Below are 19252 nucleotides of genomic sequence, written 5' to 3'. Positions count from 1 at the left end.
TTTTCATGATCACCAGCAAGCTGCCGAATGTCGGTACGACCATTTTTACCAGCATGTCGCAGTTGGCGGCGGAAACCGGCGCAATCAACCTGTCCCAGGGGTTTCCCGACTTCAATGGCCCTCAAGCCTTGCTCGACGCCGTGGGCCGACACGTTGCCAGCGGTCATAACCAATACGCACCGATGAGTGGTTTGCCCGCGCTGCGCCAGCAAGTGGCGGCGAAGATTTCCCGCAGCTACGGTGTCAGCGTCGATGCCGACAGTGAAGTGACGATTACGCCGGGCGCCACTCAGGGCATTTTCTGCGCCATCCAGGCAGTCATCCGCAACGGTGACGAGGTGATCATCTTTGATCCCTGCTACGACAGTTACGCGCCGTCGGTAGAGCTGGCCGGCGGGCGCTGCGTGCATGTGCAGTTGGGCTTGCAGGATTTCAGCCTGGACTTCGAGCGCATCAAGGCCGCGCTGTCGCCGCGCACGCGCATGATCGTGCTCAATACCCCGCACAATCCCAGCGGTGCGCTGGTCAGCCGTGAGGAGCTGGACCAACTGGCCGAGCTGATTCGCGGACGTGATATCTATCTGCTCAGCGATGAAGTGTACGAACACCTGGTGTTCGATGATGTGCCCCATGTCAGCGTGCTGGCCCACGAGGAGCTGTATCCGCGTGCGTTCGTGGTCAGCTCGTTCGGCAAGACCTATCACGTCACGGGCTGGAAGACGGGCTATGTGGTTGCGCCGCCGGCCCTCACTGCCGAGCTGCGCAAAGTGCATCAATACGTCAGTTTCTGTGGCGTGACGCCGTTGCAATACGCGCTGGCCGATTTTATGGAGCAGCACCCCGAGCACGTGAGTGCGCTGCCAGCGTTCTATCAAGCCAAACGCGACGTGTTCTGCCAGTTGCTGGCGCCGTCGCTGTTCAGCTTCAGCCCATCGGCCGGGACTTACTTTCAGCTGGTGGATTATTCCCGGATTCGCCCGGACCTGGATGATGTCGCCATGTCCGAATGGATGACCCGCGAACACGGCGTGGCGTCGATTCCCATCTCGGTGTTCTACCGCAACCCTCCCCAAGGCCAGCGCCTGGTGCGCCTGTGCTTTGCCAAACGCGAGGAGACGCTGCAACACGCGGCGCAAAAACTATGCGCGATTTGAGTACCCTGCCGAACCTGAACATTGCCCTTATCCAGACCACCCTGGCGTGGCACGACCGCCAGGCCAATTTCGAGCATTTCGAGCGGCTGCTGGAGCAAGCCAACGGCGCCGACCTGATCGTATTGCCGGAGATGTTCACCACCGGTTTTTCCATGGAGTCGGCTTCTTTGGCCGAACAGGAAAACGGCCCGACACATCGTTGGCTCCAGGCCCAGGCGGCGAAATACAACGCCGTGATCACTGGCAGCGTGATCATCCAGGCGGCGGACGGCAGTCACCGTAATCGCTTGCTATGGGCGCGGCCCGACGGTGAGGTGCTGCATTACGACAAGCGCCATCTGTTTCGCATGGCTGGCGAGCACGATCACTACACCCCCGGCGAGCGTCAGGTGCAGTTCGAGCTGAAGGGCTGGCGTATTCGCCCGTTGATTTGCTACGACCTGCGCTTCCCGGTGTGGAGCCGCGATGCCCAGGACACCGACCTGCTGCTGTACACCGCCAACTGGCCGGGGGCGCGGCGGTTGCATTGGAACCGCCTGTTGCCGGCGCGGGCGATTGAGAACCTGTGCTATGTGGCCGCGGTGAATCGGGTGGGCACGGACGGCAAGGGGTTTGCCTACACCGGGGATAGCCAGGTACTGGATTTCCAGGGTGAGACCTTGCTCAGTGCAGGGGAGGCGGATGGTGTGTTTCAGGTGTGCCTGGAGGCTGCTGAACTGGCCGCGTATCGCACCAAGTTCCCGGCGAACCTGGATGCCGATAGTTTTCAGTTTGTCTGACAGGTCGCTTTCGCGAGCAAGCCCGTTCCCCCATTCGATCGCATTCATCCTGTAGGAGCAATACAGTCAAAATGTGGGAGCGGGCTGCGAAGCGGCCATCTCATCCAACCAAAAAGGCCCCTGAGTTCGCACTCAGAGGCCTTTGCACATTGAGCAGCCCGTTACGCCGCTTTCGCTTCCTGCTGGCTCAACGAGCGGTTCAGCGCACTGAACAGCGCCTTGAAGCTGGCGGTGGTGATGTTTTCATCAATGCCCACACCATGCACCGGACGCTCGCCATTCACGCGCAGTTCGATGTAGGCCGCCGCTTTGGCATGGGTACCCGCACCAATCGCGTGTTCGTTGTAATCCATGATCTCCACACCAATCGGCAAGCCCGCCACCAGCGCTTCCAGCGCGCCGTTGCCTTTGCCTTTCCAGTGCAGGTTGGTTTCGCCCTGACCCTTGCCGGAAACTTCCACTTCGACGTAGCTGTTGCCGTTCTCTTCCTGCAGGCGATGGCTGACCAGCGCGTACGGGGTGTTGGCTTGCAGGTATTCGCGCTGCAGCAAGGCGTAAATCTGCGGTGCGGTCATCTCAAGGCCGACGCGGTCGGTTTCGGCCTGCACCACCTGGCTGAATTCGATCTGCATGCGGCGCGGCAAGCTGATGTCGTATTCCTGCTCCAGCAGGTAGGCGATACCGCCTTTGCCCGACTGGCTGTTCACGCGGATAACCGCCTCGTAACTGCGGCCGATGTCGGCCGGGTCGATCGGCAAGTACGGCACTTCCCACAGTGCGTTGTCTTTCTGCTGGGAGAAACCCTTGCGGATTGCATCCTGGTGGGAGCCGGAGAACGCGGTGTGCACCAGGTCGCCGACATACGGGTGACGTGGGTGCACTTGGATCTGGTTGCACTCCTCGACGACTTTGCGCACGCCGTCGATGTCGGAGAAGTCCAACTGCGGGTCAAGGCCCTGGGTGTACATGTTCAAGGCCACGGTGACCAGGTCGACGTTACCGGTACGCTCGCCGTTGCCGAACAGGCAGCCTTCGACACGGTCAGCCCCGGCCATCAGCCCCAGCTCGGTCGCGGCCACGCCAGTGCCACGGTCGTTATGAGTGTGCAGGCTGATGATCACGCTGTCACGACGGTTGATATGACGACCGAACCACTCGATCTGGTCGGCATAGATATTCGGCGTGGCGCACTCCACGGTGGCCGGCAGGTTGAGGATCATCTTGTGCTCGGGCGTCGGGTTCCACACCTCGATCACCGCGTCGCAGACTTCCTTGGCGAACTCCAGCTCAGTGGCGCTGAAGGTCTCTGGGGAGTACTCAAAGGTCCACTGGGTTTCCGGCTGCTGTGCGGCATATTTGACGAACAGCTTGGCTGCGTTGACCGCGATGGCCTTGACGCCGTCCTTGTCCTGATTGAACACAATGCGGCGGAACGACGGCGATGTAGCGTTATACAAATGCACGATGGCTTTCTTGGCGCCGCGCAGGGATTCGAAGGTACGTGCGATCAAGTCTTCACGGCCCTGGGTCAGCACCTGGATGGTGGTGTCCTCGGGGATGTGGTTGTCTTCGATCAGGGTGCGCACGAAGTCGAAATCGGTTTGCGAGGCGGCCGGGAAGGAGGCTTCGATTTCCTTCACGCCGACGGCGACCAGGGTTTTCCAGAAGCGCAGCTTTTTCGCGGCGTCCATCGGTTCGATCAGCGACTGGTTGCCATCACGCAAGTCCGAGCTGCACCAGATCGGCGCAGTGGTGATGGTTTTGGACGGCCAGGTGCGGTCCGGGATATCGATGGTCGCAAACGCACGGTATTTCGAAGACGGGTCTTTGAGCATGCTCATCGGAAAATCCTTTGTTGTAGGGCCGAGAAAAGGCGGCCTGCCGAGTAACTATTATTGGGGACGACGCTTTGGGGCGAGGCAGATCGATTCAGCCTGGCAGTCGTGCGCTGACAAGGCACAGACTGCGGTGCTGGCGGCGCTGAATGAGGGTGTGAGAGGTTTTCATAAGCTCAACCCTAACCGTCGGGGTAAAAGATGGCAAGCAGTCGAGAAAAATTGAGAGAAGTTCTTCTATTTGCGTAGGGTGCGAGATTTTATTGCCGGAAGTAAGGTATTTCCATGTTTTGTTTGCGTGGCGTTTATCAGCTGCGCAATTGAGGCGGCTGGCCTGGCGCCATCGCAGGCAAGCCAACTCCCACTGGAAATCGCGTGCAGTTCAAGCGACTCGGTCTACGGCGGGAGCCGGGCTTGCCGCGATGAAGCCTGTCGCCTCGCCCTTCATATCAAGGCTGAAACGCGCCAATAAAGATCGCCGGGTCTACCCGCGCATCATTCAAGCTGACGTTCCAGTGCATATGCGGCCCGGTCGCGCGGCCCGTCGAGCCGACCTTGCCTACCACCGCGCCGCGCGCCAGCGTGTCGCCAACCTTCACGTCGATTTTCGACATATGGCAGAACATGCTGATAAAGCCCTGGCCATGGTCGACGAACACGGTGTTGCCGTTGAAGAAGTAGTTGCCGGTCAGGATCACCTTGCCCGCAGCCGGCGTCTTGATCGGCGTGCCTGCGCCAACGGCAAAGTCCAGGCCCGAATGCGGATTTCGTTCCTCGCCGTTAAAGAACCGTCTTACCCCAAACTTGCTCGACAACGGTCCGTTGACCGGTTTATCCAGCAGCAGGTTGCTCGGCGTGTTCGGGCTGAAACTGCGATAGGCCTTGAGCTGCACGGCCAGTTCGCCCTCGATGCGTTTGAGTTGCGCGGGCTCCGGGTTTACCTGGCTTTTGTTCTTCAGGGTGATGCGCTGCTCGGGGTATTTCTTGAAACCCACCACGAACGGCAGTTGCTCTGCGCCATGGATGATGCGTTCGGTGCCGGGCTTGACCGTCAGCGGGATCCCTACAATCGCCAGCCAATTGTTTTGTTCCTTTACCACCAGCACCGGTCTGTTCCGGTAGGTGACCTTGGGCGCCGTCGCCGCGGTTCCCAAGTCCACGACAGCGACTCCACCGGGCACCGGCTTGTTCAGCAGGCGCGTGATGTAGCTGTCGGCGTGGGCATTGAAGGTCAGGCAAGCGAGCATCAACAAGCTGAGAAGGCGAGGCATCAGTCAATCCAGTAACGAAAGGGTGACGGGCGTCAGGTGGTTGTCTTCCACCCGTACTTGCAATTGGCCCTCACCGAGGCGTGCGGTCAGGCGCTGGCCGGTGTGGGTTTGCGCGGCGTTGCGAATCGCCTGGCCGCGCTCGTCCAGCAAGATGCTGTAGCCACGGCCCAGAGTTGCCAGCGGGCTGACCACTTGCAGCGTCTGCACCTGGCTTTGCAACTGCAGGCGACGCGCCTTGAGGCCCTCGCGCATGGCGCGGGGCAGGCGTTCGGCGAGGCTGTCCAGGCGCTGGCGCAGCAAGGCCAGTTGACGGCCCGGATGTTGGCCGGCGAGGCGGGTTTCCAAGCGAATCAGGCGTTCACGCCGGGTATTGAGGCTACGCTCGAAAGCGCGGCGCAGGCGCATGTCCAGGTCATCCAGGCGCTGGGCCTGCTGACGCAGACGTTCGCCGGGGTGACGCAGGCGCCGGGCCATGCCTTCCAGGCGCAGGCGGTCGTGACGCAGGCGGTTGTGCATCAACAGCACCAGGCGACGGTGCAGGTTCTCTACTTGGCGCACCAGGTGGCTGGCGTCCGGTGCCAGCAGTTCAGCGGCGGCGGACGGGGTAGGGGCGCGCACGTCCGCCACGAAGTCGCTGATGGACACATCGGTTTCATGGCCGACCGCGCTCACGATTGGCGTGACGCAGGCATCCACCGCCCGGGCAACGGCTTCTTCATTGAAGCACCAGAGGTCTTCCAGCGAGCCGCCGCCACGGGCCAGGATCAGCGCATCGAAGCCGCGGGCGTCGGCCAGTTTCAACGCCCGCACAATCTGCGCGATTGCTTCGCGGCCTTGCACGGCGGTGGGGATCAACGTCAGTTCAATGTTCGGCGCGCGTCGGCGGAACACGCTGATGATGTCGCGAATCACCGCACCGGTGGGCGAACTGACAATGCCGATGCGTCGAGGGTGCGCCGGCAATGGCACCTTGCGCTCGGCACTGAACAAGCCTTCTGCGCTGAGCTTTTCCTTCAAGGCATCGAAGGCCAGGCGCAGCGCGCCATCGCCCGCCGGCTCCACGGTGTCGAGGATCAACTGGTAGTCGCCACGGCCCTCGAACAACGAGACCTTGCCGCGCACCTTCACCGCCAGGCCATCCTTCAAGGCCTGGCGCACCCGCGCAGCGTTGTTTCGAAACAGCGCGCAACGCACTTGGGCGCCGCTGTCCTTGAGGGTGAAATACACATGGCCGGAGGCCGGGCGGGCGAGGTTGGAGATCTCGCCTTCAACCCAGATATTGGTGAACACGTCTTCCAGCAACACCCGCGCGCGGCCGTTGAGCTGGCTGACAGTCAGGACTTCGCGGTCCAGGCCCAGTCGGGCAAAGGGATCTTTAATCATGGGCGGCAGTTTATAGGCATTCGCAGGGCGATCACCACGGCCTTGTGCGTATGAGCGCTTGCACTATGATGAGTGACGCCGAAGATCTGGGACGTCTGCATGAACGGAATCGAACTGTTGAACCACTGGTCGTTCGCTGGAGTCGACTGGCTGGTGATCGGCCTGGGCGTGGTCGTGGCCTACGTGGTGTTCGGCATTGCCGGGTTCGGTACCGCGTTGGTGGCAGGGCCGATCCTGATTCTGTTCATGCCGTTATCGAAGATCATCCCCCTTCTGGTGTTGCTGGATTTTGTCGCGGCGTTTGGCAACCTGTTGCAAACGCGGCGAGACGTGAACAAGTCGGAACTGATACGGCTGCTGCCGTGCATGGCAATCGGTTGCACACTCGGTGTGATCTTCTTGCTCAACCTGCATTCGGATCTGTTGTTGCTGCTGATGGGCCTGTTTATCAGCGCCTACGCGATCTACAGCCTGGCGGTGAAGGCGCGGCCCACGCAGTTGGCGGCGGGTTGGTCGATCCCCATGGGCACGGTGGGCGGCCTGTTTGGAGCGTTGTTCGGCAGCGGCGGCTTTTTATATGCGATCTACCTCAACAGCCGTCTGACCAAGGACGCGGCGCGCGCCACTCAAAGTGCGTTGATCAGTTTCAGCACCGTGGTGCGCCTGAGCCTGTTCCTGATCGCCGGGGTGTATGCCGATTTGCCGCTGTTAATGTTGGCGCTGTGCCTGTTGCCGGCGATGGCGCTGGGCTTGTGGTGTGGGCGCAGGCTGACGATGCGTATGTCCCGTGAGGCGTTTGTTCGGTTGGTGACGTGGTTGGTGCTGGCCAGTGGGATTGCGTTGATCGGGCGGTATTTGAGTACTTGACCTGATTTCTTCAGGGATTAAGCTGCCAGCCTTCAGGGCCTCTTCGCGAGCAAGCCCGCTCCCACATTGACCGCGTTTCGCCTGTAGGAATGCAGTCAATGTGGGAGCGGGCTTGCTTGCGAAGGCGTCAGACGCCACACCGCAGGACTCCCAGGCCCATGAACTCCCAAAGCATCCTTGTCCCGAAAATATCCACCTTGCCTGTCCACGAACCCCGCGCCCGGGCGATCGTGCGCTGGCTGGTGCGCAAGAACATCGTCAAGGAAGAACTGACCACCTGTGGCCGCACCGGCAACCGCATGGCCTACGCCCTGGCCGACGGCGCCCGCGCGGTGGTGCTGCATCCTGAAGCGCTGCCGTTCAACGAACCGGTCAATGGCCTGGAAATCATCTACAAACGCTGCATCTATACGCCGGCCAAGGGCTTTCTTGAAGAAGCGGGCTGCCCGGAATGCCTGAAGGAAGTCGGTGAAGCGCTGTTCGAAAGCCTGGAAGACTGGATGCCCGGCCACACCGACAACTTCACCTGCCCGTTGTGTGGGCATGAAGATGACATCAACGGCTTTCTGTTCCTGCAGGAATGCGGGTTTTCCAACCTGGGATTCATTTTCAACAATTGGGCGGAGGCGGGGTTCAAGCAGAGCTTTATCGATGAGTTTGCCGATTGGCTGGATCAAAAGATCGCTTGGGTCAAGGTCGAGCTTTAACCCCACCTATCCGTATTCCCAAATATGTCAGAGTTTTACGTTGAGACCTGAGGGGTGTCTGAGTATAATTGCGCGCTTCCATTTTCCCGCTCGGGAGCCCCCGCGATGCTGCGTATCAGCCAAGAAGCTCTGACATTCGACGACATTCTACTAGTGCCCGGTTATTCCGAGGTGCTTCCTAACGAAGTCAGTCTCAAGACCCGCCTAACCCGTGGCATCGAGCTGAATATTCCCCTGGTTTCCGCTGCCATGGACACCGTCACCGAAGCCCGTTTGGCCATTGCCATGGCTCAGGAAGGCGGCATCGGCATCATCCACAAGAACATGACCATCGACCAGCAAGCTGCAGAAGTGCGCAAGGTCAAACGTTACGAAGCCGGTGTGGTGAAAGATCCAATCACCATCGAAGCCGAAGCTACCGTTCGTGATCTGTTCGAACTGACCCGCATGCACAACATCTCCGGCGTTCCGGTACTGCACGATGGCGACCTGGTCGGCATCGTCACTTCCCGTGACGTGCGTTTCGAGAACCGTCTTGAAGTCACCGTCCGTGAAGTGATGACGCCTAAAGAGCGTCTGGTCACTGTTCGCGAAGGTGTCGACAAGGACGAGGCTCGCGAGTTGCTGCACAAGCACCGCATCGAGCGCGTGCTTATCGTCGACGAAAAATTCGCCCTCAAAGGCATGATGACCGTCAACGACATTGAAAAAGCCAAGGCTTACCCATGGGCCAGCAAGGATGATCAAGGTCGTCTGCGCGTCGGCGCTGCGGTCGGTACCGGTAAAGACACCGGCGACCGCGTTTCGGCTCTGGTGGCTGCCGGTGTTGACGTGGTAGTGGTCGACACCGCCCACGGTCACTCCAAAGGCGTGATCGACCGCGTGCGCTGGGTCAAGCAGAACTTCCCCGACGTACAAGTGATCGGTGGCAACATCGCCACCGGCGCCGCCGCCAAGGCTTTGGCCGAAGCGGGTGCCGATGCGGTCAAGGTCGGTATCGGCCCTGGCTCGATCTGCACCACGCGTATCGTTGCCGGTGTGGGCGTGCCGCAAATCAGCGCCATCGCCAACGTCGCCGCTGCCCTTGAAGGCACTGGCGTACCGTTGATCGCCGACGGCGGCATCCGTTTCTCCGGTGACCTGTCCAAAGCCATCGTTGCCGGGGCTTCCTGCGTGATGATGGGCTCGATGTTCGCCGGTACCGAAGAAGCGCCGGGCGAGATCGAACTGTTCCAGGGCCGTTCCTACAAGGCTTACCGTGGCATGGGTTCGCTGGGCGCCATGTCCCAGGCGCAAGGTTCGTCCGATCGCTATTTCCAGGACTCCTCGGCAGGCGCCGAGAAGCTCGTCCCTGAAGGTATCGAAGGCCGTGTGCCGTACAAAGGCACCCTGAGCGCGATCATCCATCAACTGATGGGCGGCCTGCGTTCCTCGATGGGCTACACCGGCAGCGCCGACATCGAAGAAATGCGCACCAAGCCAGAGTTCGTACGGATCACCGGCGCCGGCATGGCTGAATCCCATGTCCACGACGTGCAGATCACCAAGGAAGCGCCAAACTACCGCGTAGGTTGAGGCTTCCAGCAAAACGTTAAGTAACCGGGGCTGTTCTTTCAGCCCCGAGTTGTTTCTGATTCATTAGACGAGACTGACTTCATGGCCCTCGACATTCACGCTCACCGCATCCTGATCCTCGATTTCGGTTCCCAGTACACCCAGCTGATCGCCCGCCGCGTGCGTGAAATCGGCGTGTACTGCGAACTGCACCCGTTCGACATGGATGACGAAGCGATTCGCGAATTCGCGCCCAAAGGCGTCATCCTCGCCGGTGGCCCCGAATCCGTGCACGAAGCCGACAGCCCGCGTTGCCCGCAAGCGGTATTCGACCTCGGCGTGCCGGTCTTCGGCATCTGCTACGGCATGCAGACCATGGCCGAGCAACTGGGCGGCAAGGTTGAAGGCTCCGAGCTGCGTGAATTCGGTTATGCGCGTGTCGACGTGGTCGGCAAGAGCCGCCTGCTGGACGGCATCGAAGACCACATCGACGCCGACGGCCTGTTCGGCCTCGATGTGTGGATGAGCCACGGTGACAAGGTCACCAAGATGCCGCAGGACTTCCATATCCTGGCCAGCACCCCGAGCTGCCCGATCGCCGGCATGTTCAGCGACGAGCGTCGTTATTACGGCGTGCAGTTCCACCCGGAAGTGACCCACACCAAGCAAGGCGGGCGCATCCTGTCGCGCTTCATCCTCGACATCTGCGAGTGTGAAGCCCTGTGGACGCCGTCGAAAATCGCTGAAGACGCCATCGCCCAAGTGCGCGCCCAGGTCGGCACCGACAACGTATTGCTCGGCCTGTCCGGCGGCGTTGACTCCTCCGTGGTCGCCGCGTTGCTGCACAAAGCCATCGGCGACCAGTTGACCTGCGTGTTCGTCGACAACGGCCTGCTGCGCCTGCACGAAGGCGAGCAAGTGATGGCCATGTTCGCCGAGAACATGGGCGTCAAGGTGATCCGCGCCAACGCCGAAGAGCAGTTCCTCAACAACCTGGCCGGCGAGTCCGATCCTGAGAAAAAGCGCAAGATCATCGGCCGCACCTTCATCGACGTATTCGACGCCCAGGCCAAACACCTGGACAACATCAAGTACCTCGCCCAGGGCACCATCTACCCCGACGTGATCGAATCGGCCGGCGCCAAGAGCGGCAAGGCCCACGTGATCAAGTCTCACCACAACGTGGGTGGCCTGCCTGAAGAAATGAACCTCAAGCTGGTAGAACCGCTGCGCGAACTGTTCAAGGACGAAGTCCGCCGTCTGGGCCTGGAACTGGGCCTGCCGTACGACATGGTCTACCGCCACCCATTCCCAGGCCCGGGCCTGGGCGTGCGCATCCTCGGTGAAGTGAAAAAGGAATACGCCGACCTGCTGCGCCGCGCCGACCACATCTTCATCGAAGAACTGCGCAAAGCTGATTGGTACCACAAGGTCAGCCAGGCGTTCGTGGTGTTCCAACCGGTGAAATCCGTAGGCGTAGTAGGCGATGGCCGCCGTTACGCGTGGGTCGTTGCACTGCGTGCCGTAGAGACGATCGACTTCATGACTGCCCGTTGGGCGCACCTGCCTTACGAATTGCTGGAAACGGTCAGTGGCCGGATCATCAATGAGATTGAGGGTATCTCGCGCGTTACTTATGACGTGTCGAGCAAGCCGCCGGCGACGATTGAGTGGGAATGATCCTACGTCCGGCACTGTCGGGCACGATCTAGCAAGAAATGCCCTGAAGCCCGCGTAATTGCGGGCTTTTGGGTTTTTGGGCGCTCAGCAGTCACGCCGTTGGAACGACGCGTATGTTTATGTGCGTCATCTCAGCTGTTCTGATTAAGCTGTTCGGGTGATGCTTCAGTGCAGAGCAGGGCCGTGCTGCTACGGAACGAATACAAGATCAGGGCTAACCCTAGTAGACACGCGCAAACAATGACAAACCGGCTATTGATCAATTGCGATAGAGCCCCCCCTAATAAGGCGGCAGGCGGCATGATCCCCCAGGTAACGAAGCGGAAGCTGGCGTTGATTCTGCCAAGGAGACCTTCAGGGCTAACCAACTGCCGGAGACTGATAATATTGACCACGCCAATTGACGACCCCCAACCTGCGCAAAACAGGCATGCACCGATCAACAGCTGATCCTGGGGCGCCGATTGCGTCACGGTACAAATGGCCAACGTGAAAAGGCTGTAGATCATCCCTCCCACCATGATGCTGCCTCCGTGCCCCAGTCTTTCGCTGGCTCTGCCGGCACAGAGTGCACCGACCAGTCCGCCCAGCCCTTGCAGTCCCAGGATCAGGCCGACTTGCGTGGTGGCAAGGCCCAGCGTTCGGGTCAGGTAAACCATGATTTGTGGGGTCGCTGCGCAAGCGAAGATATTCCAGGTTGCGCCGATAATGACCAACCGACGTAACGGCGGTGAATGAAATAAGACGTGTATACCCTGCTTTATTTGGCTGAGGCTTGACCGGTGGGCACCCTCCTGAGGCGCCGGTTTATTCTTGGGTACCGTCAGGATCATGCCGCTGCCTACCAGAAACAGCAGGCTGTTCAATAACAGAGCACCGGGAATGCCGGCAATTTTTAACAGCATCCCGCCCACGGCAGGCCCGACCAACTCTGCCGCGCCTGCGATGGCCGCCAGGGCGCCGTTACCTTTCGCAATCAGCCGTGCGGGAACCAGCGCAGGGATGTAAGTCCAGTAAGCTACTTCAAAATAGACATTGGCGGCGCCGACGATAAAAACCATCGCAGCCAGTGTGATCACCGATAAAGCGCCGGACCAAACGACAAACGTGATTATCAGCAGTAAAACCACGCGTAGGAAATTGGCGCAAAACAGAATCAACCGGCGCTCCCACTTATCTGCGGACACACCGGCGATGAGGCTGAAGATGATAAACGGCAACCGTTCGCTGGCGGCGAGAATGCCTACCTCAAGCGGCGTCGCGTCAAGAAAGGTTATGGCGATGAGGGGGATGATGATAATGACGATGGCCGTGCCGACTTGAGTGGCAATATCTCCCACACAGAATCGTACGAATGCCGGATGACGAAAAACCGAATCCGGTGCCGTCATATGAATGGCCTCCTTAACTCGCCGGTATTCAAACACTAACTCCTAGGCAAAGTATTTTGCCGTTTCTAAACCGATCAACGCGTCGATTTCGTTAAGGAAGTCATGCCCTTTTTCAGCCACTTTCTGCGGGGTTTCCGCCAGAATAATGACATGTCCCATGATGCTGAAATTGCCCTCGTAGCGCCCTATCTCTCTGCCGGCGTAAATGTTCAGCGTATTGTGCGGGATCTCGTAGCGGGCCAGCAGTTCATTGAGCTTTTCTGGTTCGAAGGATGAAGAGACAGTGCCGCCATGTCTGGCAGCCACGGCAAGGGTGATTCCCGCATTGGTGAAATCATCGTCGTTTACGCTCACCGGCTCACCCAGATGCAGGCGGATCAAATACTCAAAAGGGTCGTGGCCCGTTTGAATCTGATACATGATCGGAGAAACGCTGCCCATCATCCGGGCATTGATTTCCACCAGGACCGGGCCGCTGTCGGTTAACAGCAATTCAACGTGATACAGGCCGATCTGAATGTTAAGGGCGCTAAACACCGCTTGCAAATAGGTTTTCATCTCATCGCGCGTCTGTTTCGGTAAGCCTGAGGGCATTACCGCCGCCAGTTCCAGCAAGTCGTAATAATGTGCGCGGTAACGGGTGGTGGTGGCGTAAAACATGACCTCGCCGCCGCGCACGATTACCTCGGCGGAATGCAGCGTGCCAGTGACGTACTCTTCAACGATGTATTCATGCGATACCACGCTATCAATCAAGGCGCTATTGGCTCGATCGATTTTCAGGTTATGGACATAACTATCGAAATCGCTTCTGGTGCGGCAAATGGCAGAAAATTGTTTGGCAAAGCCGCGAATGGGTTTCACCACAAACGGAAGTTGGATTTTTTTGGGGCCTTGTAACAACGCCTCTTCACTTAGCACTTCAAAATCTGGTGAGCGGATAGCATTGTTCTTCAGTGTGTTACGCAAGCGATTCTTGAATATTGTATTGCCCAGGTCTTGAGGGCTGGGATAGAGCGTTCCCCATTTTTCAGCCGCGCAGGCAGCCGCCATGATGCCGGTCTCCGCCGAACTGATGATCGTGTCGAACGGATTCTCTTTCATCAGGGCCTCGAGCACGGGGAAAACATGCTCGTTTTCCAGGGTGTCTACCTCTATGTAACGGTCGACATGCCCCAACTGGCCAGCCAGTTTAGCTGGGTCTTTTGTCATGATGCTGACGAAGCTGGAAGACTTGGTCGGATGAATAAAGGTGACTTCATGGCCGAGACGCCGAGCGCTGCGAAAGGCGTTCAGACCGGTCGGTGTGCTGTCGATAAAGATAACGTGAGCCATCAGCATTTCTCCCTGGCATAAAAAGAGTTAACTGGGTAAACCGCAGAGCAACAGATTGATGAAAAATATCGCGCTCAGCCCCGAGACGCAGACAGCGGGGCTGGGCATACGCAGTGGAACGCAGGTTATTTGCATAACTGAAATGATGGCCGCGAAGAGCAGCACCGCTCCGTCCGGCAAATGACCGGCCGTGTTCAATAACAACATATTGGTAATTACAAAAGCGGCGTAAGGGGTTTGTAGCCCATAGGCACTCTCATCTCCCGAGCCTGTTTGCAAAGTAAAGTGCGACAGGCGCACGCAGCCAAACAGGACGATGGAGGCCGCAATCACCCCGGCCAGAATCGGCATGGAGTCAAACTGCTGGAACAACAATATGGCCGTGAGCACATTGAAATTCAGCATATCGGCCAGCGTATCGAACTGTTTACCAAAGGCCCGTTTCACCTGCTGATGGGCATAAAAACGCCGGGCCAGATAGCCATCAAGGTGATCGAGCAAAATAGCGACAAACACCAATAGGATCGCCAAACCGGGGCGTTGGGCCAAAACCAGCATAAGCGCTACGGTCCCTACTAGAACATTGATAGCGGTGACTAGATTTGCGCCATCAATGTATTTACTGGGCATCAGCCACTGGTGTTTTATTGGCATGCTGGCAGTTCCAGTTTTTGAGTGAGTATGGTGTGTTGGCAATTGGCCAATCGCTCAAGCGCGGTGTGAAATGTCGCGTCATCGCAACACAGGACGATCCTGATATGGTCGGCGCAGTCTTCCCCATAAATGATGCCGGGCACCGTGGCCACGCGCGCAACTTGCAGTAAGTAATCTGCAACGCTTTCGCCCACCGTGGCAAAGCGTTGTTGTTGCGCCAGCGGCAAGCGTTGATAGAGCTCGCGAACGCACGGAAATAAAAACATTCCGCCCATTGGTGAACGTGGCCAGTTGAACCCCCGCGCGGGCGTTAAATGTTGTTTGGCCAGGCATATGCGCGAGTGGAGCAGTGCTTGTTTGTCTGCCAGCCAGTCGTCAGTCTGCGCATCTTGAAGGATGCGCAAGGCAATTTGTTCATATTGGCGATTAACGCCAAGCACCAGATAATCGTGGGTTTTGCAGGCCGTAGCGATAAATTCCGCATTACCGACCAACCAGCCGATACGCAGGCCAGGAATGCCGAATTTCTTGGAGAAACTATTGGCTAGAACCGTCCTGCTCGCCTCGGGATCAAAGGTGCGCGCAGGATAATGGGGGCGGTCAAATACCATGCTGTCATAGACTTCATCGTGAATAACCCAGGCGCCGCTGCGTTCTGCACAATGCATCAACTGCTGCCATTCATCGGCGGACAGTACATAGCCCGATGGGTTTTCCGGCGAGTTGACAATCACCGCTTTGGCGCCACCGAGGTGGGTTCGAAACGCCGGTTCGTTGTCGATCAGGTCAATGAATTCTTCATCGCCAACCGGGCGCGAAAAGCGCCGAGGTTGGCGTCCGAGCGCCAACAGCGCCCGTTCATACAACATATAGGAAGGATCGGTGATCGCTAACGTGTCCCCGGCATTGGAGCAACATAGGATCGCCAGTGCGACGGCCTCAACGCCACCGTGAGTAATCAGTACCTCGGTCTCGGCATTAACTTTGAGGTTGTAACGGCGCAAATACCAGTCAGCGATCGCCTGACGCAGGGCCAGGGAGCCCAGCGATTGGCCATAACGTTTCGCCGAGGAAAGAAACGCTTCTTGGGACAGATCGGTCCGGGCAATCTCCGCCAGCAAATGCGCCGGTGGGCCAAAAGCCGGTTCGCCGATGCTCATGTTCATGATGTCCGGATTTTCACGCGCGGCTTGCGAGATGGCCTTTGAGGCGTAAACGCCGAGGTTGGACAACGTGCTGTTCAGTTGCGCCGGTTTCACCTGTCGTAATTTCTGGGTTTTCATGAGACGAGGATCTCCTCGGCCAGAAGGGACGCACGTTGCAGGTCGCTGGAATTGTCCACTTCAATCCAGGGGCGGCCGCCCGCGTCGACATAGGCCGTGGTAAACCGGGAGAATGCCTGTTCAAAAATCTTGTAAAGCTGCATCTCTCCCTCAAATGGCAGGTTACTTAGCGCGTCAACGACAAACTGCCGTGCCGCTTCGCCCAATTTGACGAAGCAGATAAATTCGCCGATGGCACCGTCGCCCGGCTGGCTTTCTGCCGTCCCGTGCTCAATAAACAGCAGGTGTTCAACCTTGCCATTGGGCGCGATAACAAGCGTATCGATACTGGGGTTTTTACTTTCGGAGTCCACCGCAATGCAAATTTCGGCGGGGTTGTCTTTTACCTGCTTGAGCAACGACGGTGGGATCAGCAGGTCGCCTTCATAGTAAATGACCGGTCCAGGATGTTGACTGAGGGCCAGCCAGGCGCTCCAGTCCAGATTCCGCGATCTGAACTCCGGATTGTGCGAAATAATAAAAGAAGTGCCAGCCAATGATTCAAACAGAATCTGCGCGACCTGCGCGGCACCGTGTCCTAGAACAAATGTTTTGGGTCCGATGCCTGCGCGCTGAAAGGATTCAAGTTGATAATCCAGCATTCGCCGTTTTCCAAGCATCAAACAGGCCTTATGCTGGGATAGGGTCAGTGGCAATAGCCTGCTGCTTGAGCCCGCCATTAAACACGCAAGACGCATTTCAATCTCCTTTTAAAATAACCGCAGGGTGCCGTCCGGGGTCTACTCAGCGCGCTCCAACCCGGTTGACCAGCTGGCGCCTTGGGCATGGTTAACGACGACCGCTTCACCGTGATAAGCCTCATCACGCGAAAAGGTGCCGGTGTAGCAACCATCGATGATGATCGGGCCAATGCACACCATTCTTGGATTGTCCTGTCTATGTGGCAGGGTGTAGGTCCAGATGTCATCCACCATTTGCTGCAACACAAAAGAACCGCCTTCTGCCAGCAGTCGCTCCAACTGCTCACGCCATTGCAGAGCCGACATTTGTCTGCCAAACATCACCTGGTAACCGCACAGGCCCAGCCCCGGCTTTAAAACCAGGTCGTTCTGTTCGCGTATCGCTCTGGCCACATTGCCCGGTGTCAGCATAAAGGTGTGGGGAATATGGGCATCGATGAGTACGCGTTCCTGCTCAGTGAACAGGTGGGCATAGTCGGGGTCGGTGAGAAGGGCCAGGTTTGCTTTGTTGTCGTAAACCGCGCAGCAGGCCGGCACGCTGAACAGGTCTATCTGGCCCTGGTGTTCCGCCGCGACCAAGGCTGCAATAAGGGCGTTGCCGACGTTGTATTGCAACTGCTCGGCGTATACGAAATCGGTGAAAACGATGTCGATTTTTACGCCGAAAGCATAGACGCCCTCCGGAGTGAAATGGACGTCCGCCGGTTTGCCGGTCAACAGTCGAAAGCCTCCTTCTCGAGCGATCCAGCCGAAGTCAGGCCAGCCGAAATTGTCTTCCGCAATCTCGTCCGGATCGTCCAGCAGTTCCAACATTACCGGGGCGCGGTCGTCCGCCAATGGCGCGCGGTGGCGGTGCAATGTCTCAGCCCAGAGCCGGCCCATATCCGGCGCATGGAGCCTAATCCCCGCTTCCTGCAACTGATGACTAAGCGGATGTTCTTTCAATGTGCTGACATAACGGTCACAGATGCCGAGGCCGCCCAGTGATGGGGTTACGTTCATTTCAACCAGCTTGAAGCCTTCGCTCGTCAACAATGCGTCCGGCCTGGCAAACAGCCGTGCGCGCTCCAATGCAAGCGGTGTGCAAAAGCTCAGGATGTCTTCTTGTTGCCGATGCGTCAGGCATTGCGAGGCCAGAAAAGACGAATAGTCCCCGCCGAACAGGCGCTCCGGCAGACTGAAAACGATGGCCAGCAGCCGCGCGGCGTCGGTACCGATATGTCTCAGATGACCGGGCGGGAACACCGCCGGCGGGAAGGTGGCGCGCCAGTCGCCGGGGTGCACCTTGAGCAATGCTTGGGAAAAAGCCTCGGCGTTCTCGGTGCCGTCGTGCGTTGAGTAAAAAGTCATAACCTGCTGATCAAGAATGTTTTTATGCACCTTTGCCTCCCAGATTCAATGATGAAAGACGAGCGATTGCCTGATGAAAAACCTGCTCGCTGGCACAGTTGGTCAATCGTAAATAATGTCGGCTTTCGGTGCCGTAAATGATCCCTGGTACCGTTGCGATCTGCCGTTCCTCCAAGAGATATTCCGCAACCGCGCTGCCGGCATCAGGCGAGAAACCACGCAAGCGGGCGGGCAAGGCCCGATAGAGTTCGGATACCTCAGGGAACAGGAACATGCCCCCCATCGGCCGGCGGGGCCAGCGCAAGCCCTGTGTTTCGCCCAATGATGAGAGCGCGTGCCGGTTACGGGCGGCCAACATGTCCTGCTGCTGCTGCACCCAGGTGTCCACCTCAGGGGTACTCAGCAGCCGTTCGGCGATAGGTTCGCTAAGAATATTCACGCCCAGGCACAGGCTTTCGTGGACCCTGCTGGCGGCCTCAATCACCTCGGGCGAGCCAATCAGCCAGCCTGTGCGCAAGCCGGGAACGCCGAATTTTTTTGAGCAACTGTTGATCAGCACGCTGCGCTCGCGCAAGGCGGGAATGCACCAGGCATTGATGTGTCGGCGAGTGAAGGCCAGGGTGTCGTAGACTTCATCATGAATGACCCAGCGATCGTGTTCGTGACAGTCATTGGCGAGCGCTTGCCAGTCCGCGTCGCTCATAACGTAGCCGGTGGGGTTCTCCGGAGAGTTAATCAGCACCGCGCGCGCCGAGGCGTGGGTATTTTTTTCCGCCAGCGCAGCCACATATTCGTCTTCACCTTCAGGACGCTGCAGTGCCTGGCTTTTACGGTTCAACAATTGGATGGCGCGTTGATAGAGGCTATAGGCTGGTGCTGCCAGCAGGACGCCGTCGCCAGGGTTGGTCAGCGTCTGCAGCGCCAGGTTGAGTGCTTCAATCCCCCCATGGGTCACCATGATTTCGCTTTCCGGATCGATATCAATCGCGTAGCGACGCCGATACCACGCTGCTATTGCGCTGCGCAGCGACAGCGAGCCGCGTGAATGTTCATAGCGCTTGACCGCATCCAAAAACCGCTCTTTGTTTAGATCCTCTCGACAGATCAGGTCAATCAACGCGGCGGGCGGACCGAAATCGGGTTCTCCCATGCTGAGATTCAGGATCGCAGGGTTCGCTTTCGCTCGCTGAGCAATCGTCTTTGATGAAAGGGGGTTCAGGTGTTCCAAATACGCATTGATGGCTGGCATGGTATCCCTCTTATTTCTGG

16 protein-coding genes are annotated in these 19252 nt (G+C 58.4%); 6 read left to right on the top strand and 10 right to left on the bottom strand.

Annotated elements, in window-relative coordinates:
- Positions 1–5: 5 nt before the first annotated feature.
- Positions 6–1154: a pyridoxal phosphate-dependent aminotransferase gene (locus tag Q1V60_RS20260; RefSeq protein WP_300633914.1), complete on the top strand. Its 1149-nt coding sequence runs from the start codon at positions 6–8 to the stop codon at positions 1152–1154.
- On the top strand, positions 1142–1933 hold the full coding sequence (locus Q1V60_RS20255; RefSeq protein ID WP_300633912.1) for an amidohydrolase: 792 nt from the start codon (positions 1142–1144) through the stop codon (positions 1931–1933). The genes Q1V60_RS20260 and Q1V60_RS20255 overlap by 13 nt, the downstream gene beginning before the upstream one ends.
- A gap of 161 nt (positions 1934–2094) precedes the next feature.
- Here the strand turns inward: Q1V60_RS20255 and leuA are convergent, their stop codons facing one another.
- The 3 genes from leuA to xseA form a co-directional block, all read right to left on the bottom strand.
- Entirely contained in the window at positions 2095–3774 is a 1680-nt protein-coding gene (leuA, locus tag Q1V60_RS20250; RefSeq protein WP_300633910.1) for a 2-isopropylmalate synthase, read from the bottom strand.
- A 443-nt stretch (positions 3775–4217) separates the two neighbouring features.
- Positions 4218–5039 carry a peptidoglycan DD-metalloendopeptidase family protein gene (locus tag Q1V60_RS20245; RefSeq protein WP_300633909.1) on the bottom strand — a complete coding sequence of 274 codons (822 nt, stop codon included), beginning with the start codon at positions 5037–5039 and terminating at the stop codon, positions 4218–4220.
- 3 nt (positions 5040–5042) lie between these two features.
- The gene (gene xseA / locus Q1V60_RS20240; protein ID WP_300633908.1) at positions 5043–6422 is read right to left on the bottom strand and encodes an exodeoxyribonuclease VII large subunit; all 1380 of its coding nucleotides are present in this window, start codon (positions 6420–6422) and stop codon (positions 5043–5045) included.
- Positions 6423–6521: 99 nt separating this feature from the next.
- On the opposite strand from xseA, the gene Q1V60_RS20235 reads away from it, so the two are divergent.
- The 4 genes from Q1V60_RS20235 to guaA all read left to right on the top strand — a co-directional run bounded on the left by Q1V60_RS20235 (position 6522) and on the right by guaA (position 11230).
- Positions 6522–7289 carry a sulfite exporter TauE/SafE family protein gene (locus Q1V60_RS20235; RefSeq protein ID WP_300633906.1) on the top strand — a complete coding sequence of 256 codons (768 nt, stop codon included), beginning with the start codon at positions 6522–6524 and terminating at the stop codon, positions 7287–7289.
- 158 nt (positions 7290–7447) lie between these two features.
- Entirely contained in the window at positions 7448–7996 is a 549-nt protein-coding gene (locus Q1V60_RS20230) for a hypothetical protein (protein WP_046069432.1), read from the top strand.
- A gap of 105 nt (positions 7997–8101) precedes the next feature.
- A complete protein-coding gene (gene guaB / locus Q1V60_RS20225) occupies positions 8102–9571 on the top strand; it encodes an IMP dehydrogenase (RefSeq protein WP_300633903.1) in 1470 nt (489 codons plus the stop codon).
- Between the two features lie 81 nt (positions 9572–9652).
- Complete coding sequence (gene guaA / locus Q1V60_RS20220; protein ID WP_300633901.1) at positions 9653–11230, top strand: glutamine-hydrolyzing GMP synthase; 1578 nt, start codon at positions 9653–9655, stop codon at positions 11228–11230.
- A gap of 131 nt (positions 11231–11361) precedes the next feature.
- Here guaA and Q1V60_RS20215 read toward each other — a convergent pair whose 3' ends face one another.
- From Q1V60_RS20215 to Q1V60_RS20185, 7 genes are all read right to left on the bottom strand, one after another.
- On the bottom strand, positions 11362–12621 hold the full coding sequence (locus tag Q1V60_RS20215; RefSeq protein ID WP_300633899.1) for an MFS transporter: 1260 nt from the start codon (positions 12619–12621) through the stop codon (positions 11362–11364).
- Between the two features lie 42 nt (positions 12622–12663).
- Entirely contained in the window at positions 12664–13956 is a 1293-nt protein-coding gene (locus tag Q1V60_RS20210) for an ATP-grasp domain-containing protein (RefSeq protein WP_300633897.1), read from the bottom strand.
- Between the two features lie 27 nt (positions 13957–13983).
- Entirely contained in the window at positions 13984–14610 is a 627-nt protein-coding gene (locus tag Q1V60_RS20205; RefSeq protein WP_300633895.1) for a CDP-alcohol phosphatidyltransferase family protein, read from the bottom strand.
- Positions 14601–15893 (bottom strand): pyridoxal phosphate-dependent aminotransferase, encoded by a 1293-nt coding sequence (locus Q1V60_RS20200; protein ID WP_300633893.1) that lies wholly within the window; start codon positions 15891–15893, stop codon positions 14601–14603. The genes Q1V60_RS20205 and Q1V60_RS20200 overlap by 10 nt, the downstream gene beginning before the upstream one ends.
- Positions 15890–16612, bottom strand: a complete 723-nt coding sequence (locus tag Q1V60_RS20195) for a sugar phosphate nucleotidyltransferase (RefSeq protein WP_300633948.1) — start codon at positions 16610–16612, stop codon at positions 15890–15892. Before Q1V60_RS20195 ends, Q1V60_RS20200 begins: the two co-directional genes overlap by 4 nt.
- Positions 16613–16672: 60 nt before the next feature.
- Positions 16673–18013: a hypothetical protein gene (locus Q1V60_RS20190; RefSeq protein ID WP_300633891.1), complete on the bottom strand. Its 1341-nt coding sequence runs from the start codon at positions 18011–18013 to the stop codon at positions 16673–16675.
- Positions 18006–19252 (bottom strand): pyridoxal phosphate-dependent aminotransferase (locus tag Q1V60_RS20185; protein WP_300633889.1); only part of this gene is annotated, 1247 nt, incomplete at its 5' end. The genes Q1V60_RS20185 and Q1V60_RS20190, both read right to left, overlap by 8 nt.

Source organism: Pseudomonas sp. (assembly GCF_030147005.1).
GTDB lineage: Bacteria > Pseudomonadota > Gammaproteobacteria > Pseudomonadales > Pseudomonadaceae > Aquipseudomonas.
The sequence above is the reverse complement of the archived record's forward strand: the minus strand, read 5'-3'. Positions and strand labels throughout refer to the sequence as shown.

What these genes read in the sequence shown, in the direction of transcription:
- Q1V60_RS20215 (WP_300633899.1), bottom strand. Translation starts at nt 12,621, where the DNA reads ATGACGGCACCGGATTCGGTTTTTCGTCATCCGGCATTCGTACGATTC.
- Q1V60_RS20235 (WP_300633906.1), top strand. Translation starts at nt 6,522, where the DNA reads ATGAACGGAATCGAACTGTTGAACCACTGGTCGTTCGCTGGAGTCGAC.
- Q1V60_RS20200 (WP_300633893.1), bottom strand. Translation starts at nt 15,893, where the DNA reads ATGAAAACCCAGAAATTACGACAGGTGAAACCGGCGCAACTGAACAGC.
- guaA (WP_300633901.1), top strand. Translation starts at nt 9,653, where the DNA reads ATGGCCCTCGACATTCACGCTCACCGCATCCTGATCCTCGATTTCGGT.
- leuA (WP_300633910.1), bottom strand. Translation starts at nt 3,774, where the DNA reads ATGAGCATGCTCAAAGACCCGTCTTCGAAATACCGTGCGTTTGCGACC.
- Q1V60_RS20210 (WP_300633897.1), bottom strand. Translation starts at nt 13,956, where the DNA reads ATGGCTCACGTTATCTTTATCGACAGCACACCGACCGGTCTGAACGCC.
- guaB (WP_300633903.1), top strand. Translation starts at nt 8,102, where the DNA reads ATGCTGCGTATCAGCCAAGAAGCTCTGACATTCGACGACATTCTACTA.
- Q1V60_RS20230 (WP_046069432.1), top strand. Translation starts at nt 7,448, where the DNA reads ATGAACTCCCAAAGCATCCTTGTCCCGAAAATATCCACCTTGCCTGTC.
- Q1V60_RS20205 (WP_300633895.1), bottom strand. Translation starts at nt 14,610, where the DNA reads ATGCCAATAAAACACCAGTGGCTGATGCCCAGTAAATACATTGATGGC.
- Q1V60_RS20195 (WP_300633948.1), bottom strand. Translation starts at nt 16,612, where the DNA reads ATGGCGGGCTCAAGCAGCAGGCTATTGCCACTGACCCTATCCCAGCAT.
- xseA (WP_300633908.1), bottom strand. Translation starts at nt 6,422, where the DNA reads ATGATTAAAGATCCCTTTGCCCGACTGGGCCTGGACCGCGAAGTCCTG.
- Q1V60_RS20260 (WP_300633914.1), top strand. Translation starts at nt 6, where the DNA reads ATGATCACCAGCAAGCTGCCGAATGTCGGTACGACCATTTTTACCAGC.
- Q1V60_RS20255 (WP_300633912.1), top strand. Translation starts at nt 1,142, where the DNA reads ATGCGCGATTTGAGTACCCTGCCGAACCTGAACATTGCCCTTATCCAG.
- Q1V60_RS20245 (WP_300633909.1), bottom strand. Translation starts at nt 5,039, where the DNA reads ATGCCTCGCCTTCTCAGCTTGTTGATGCTCGCTTGCCTGACCTTCAAT.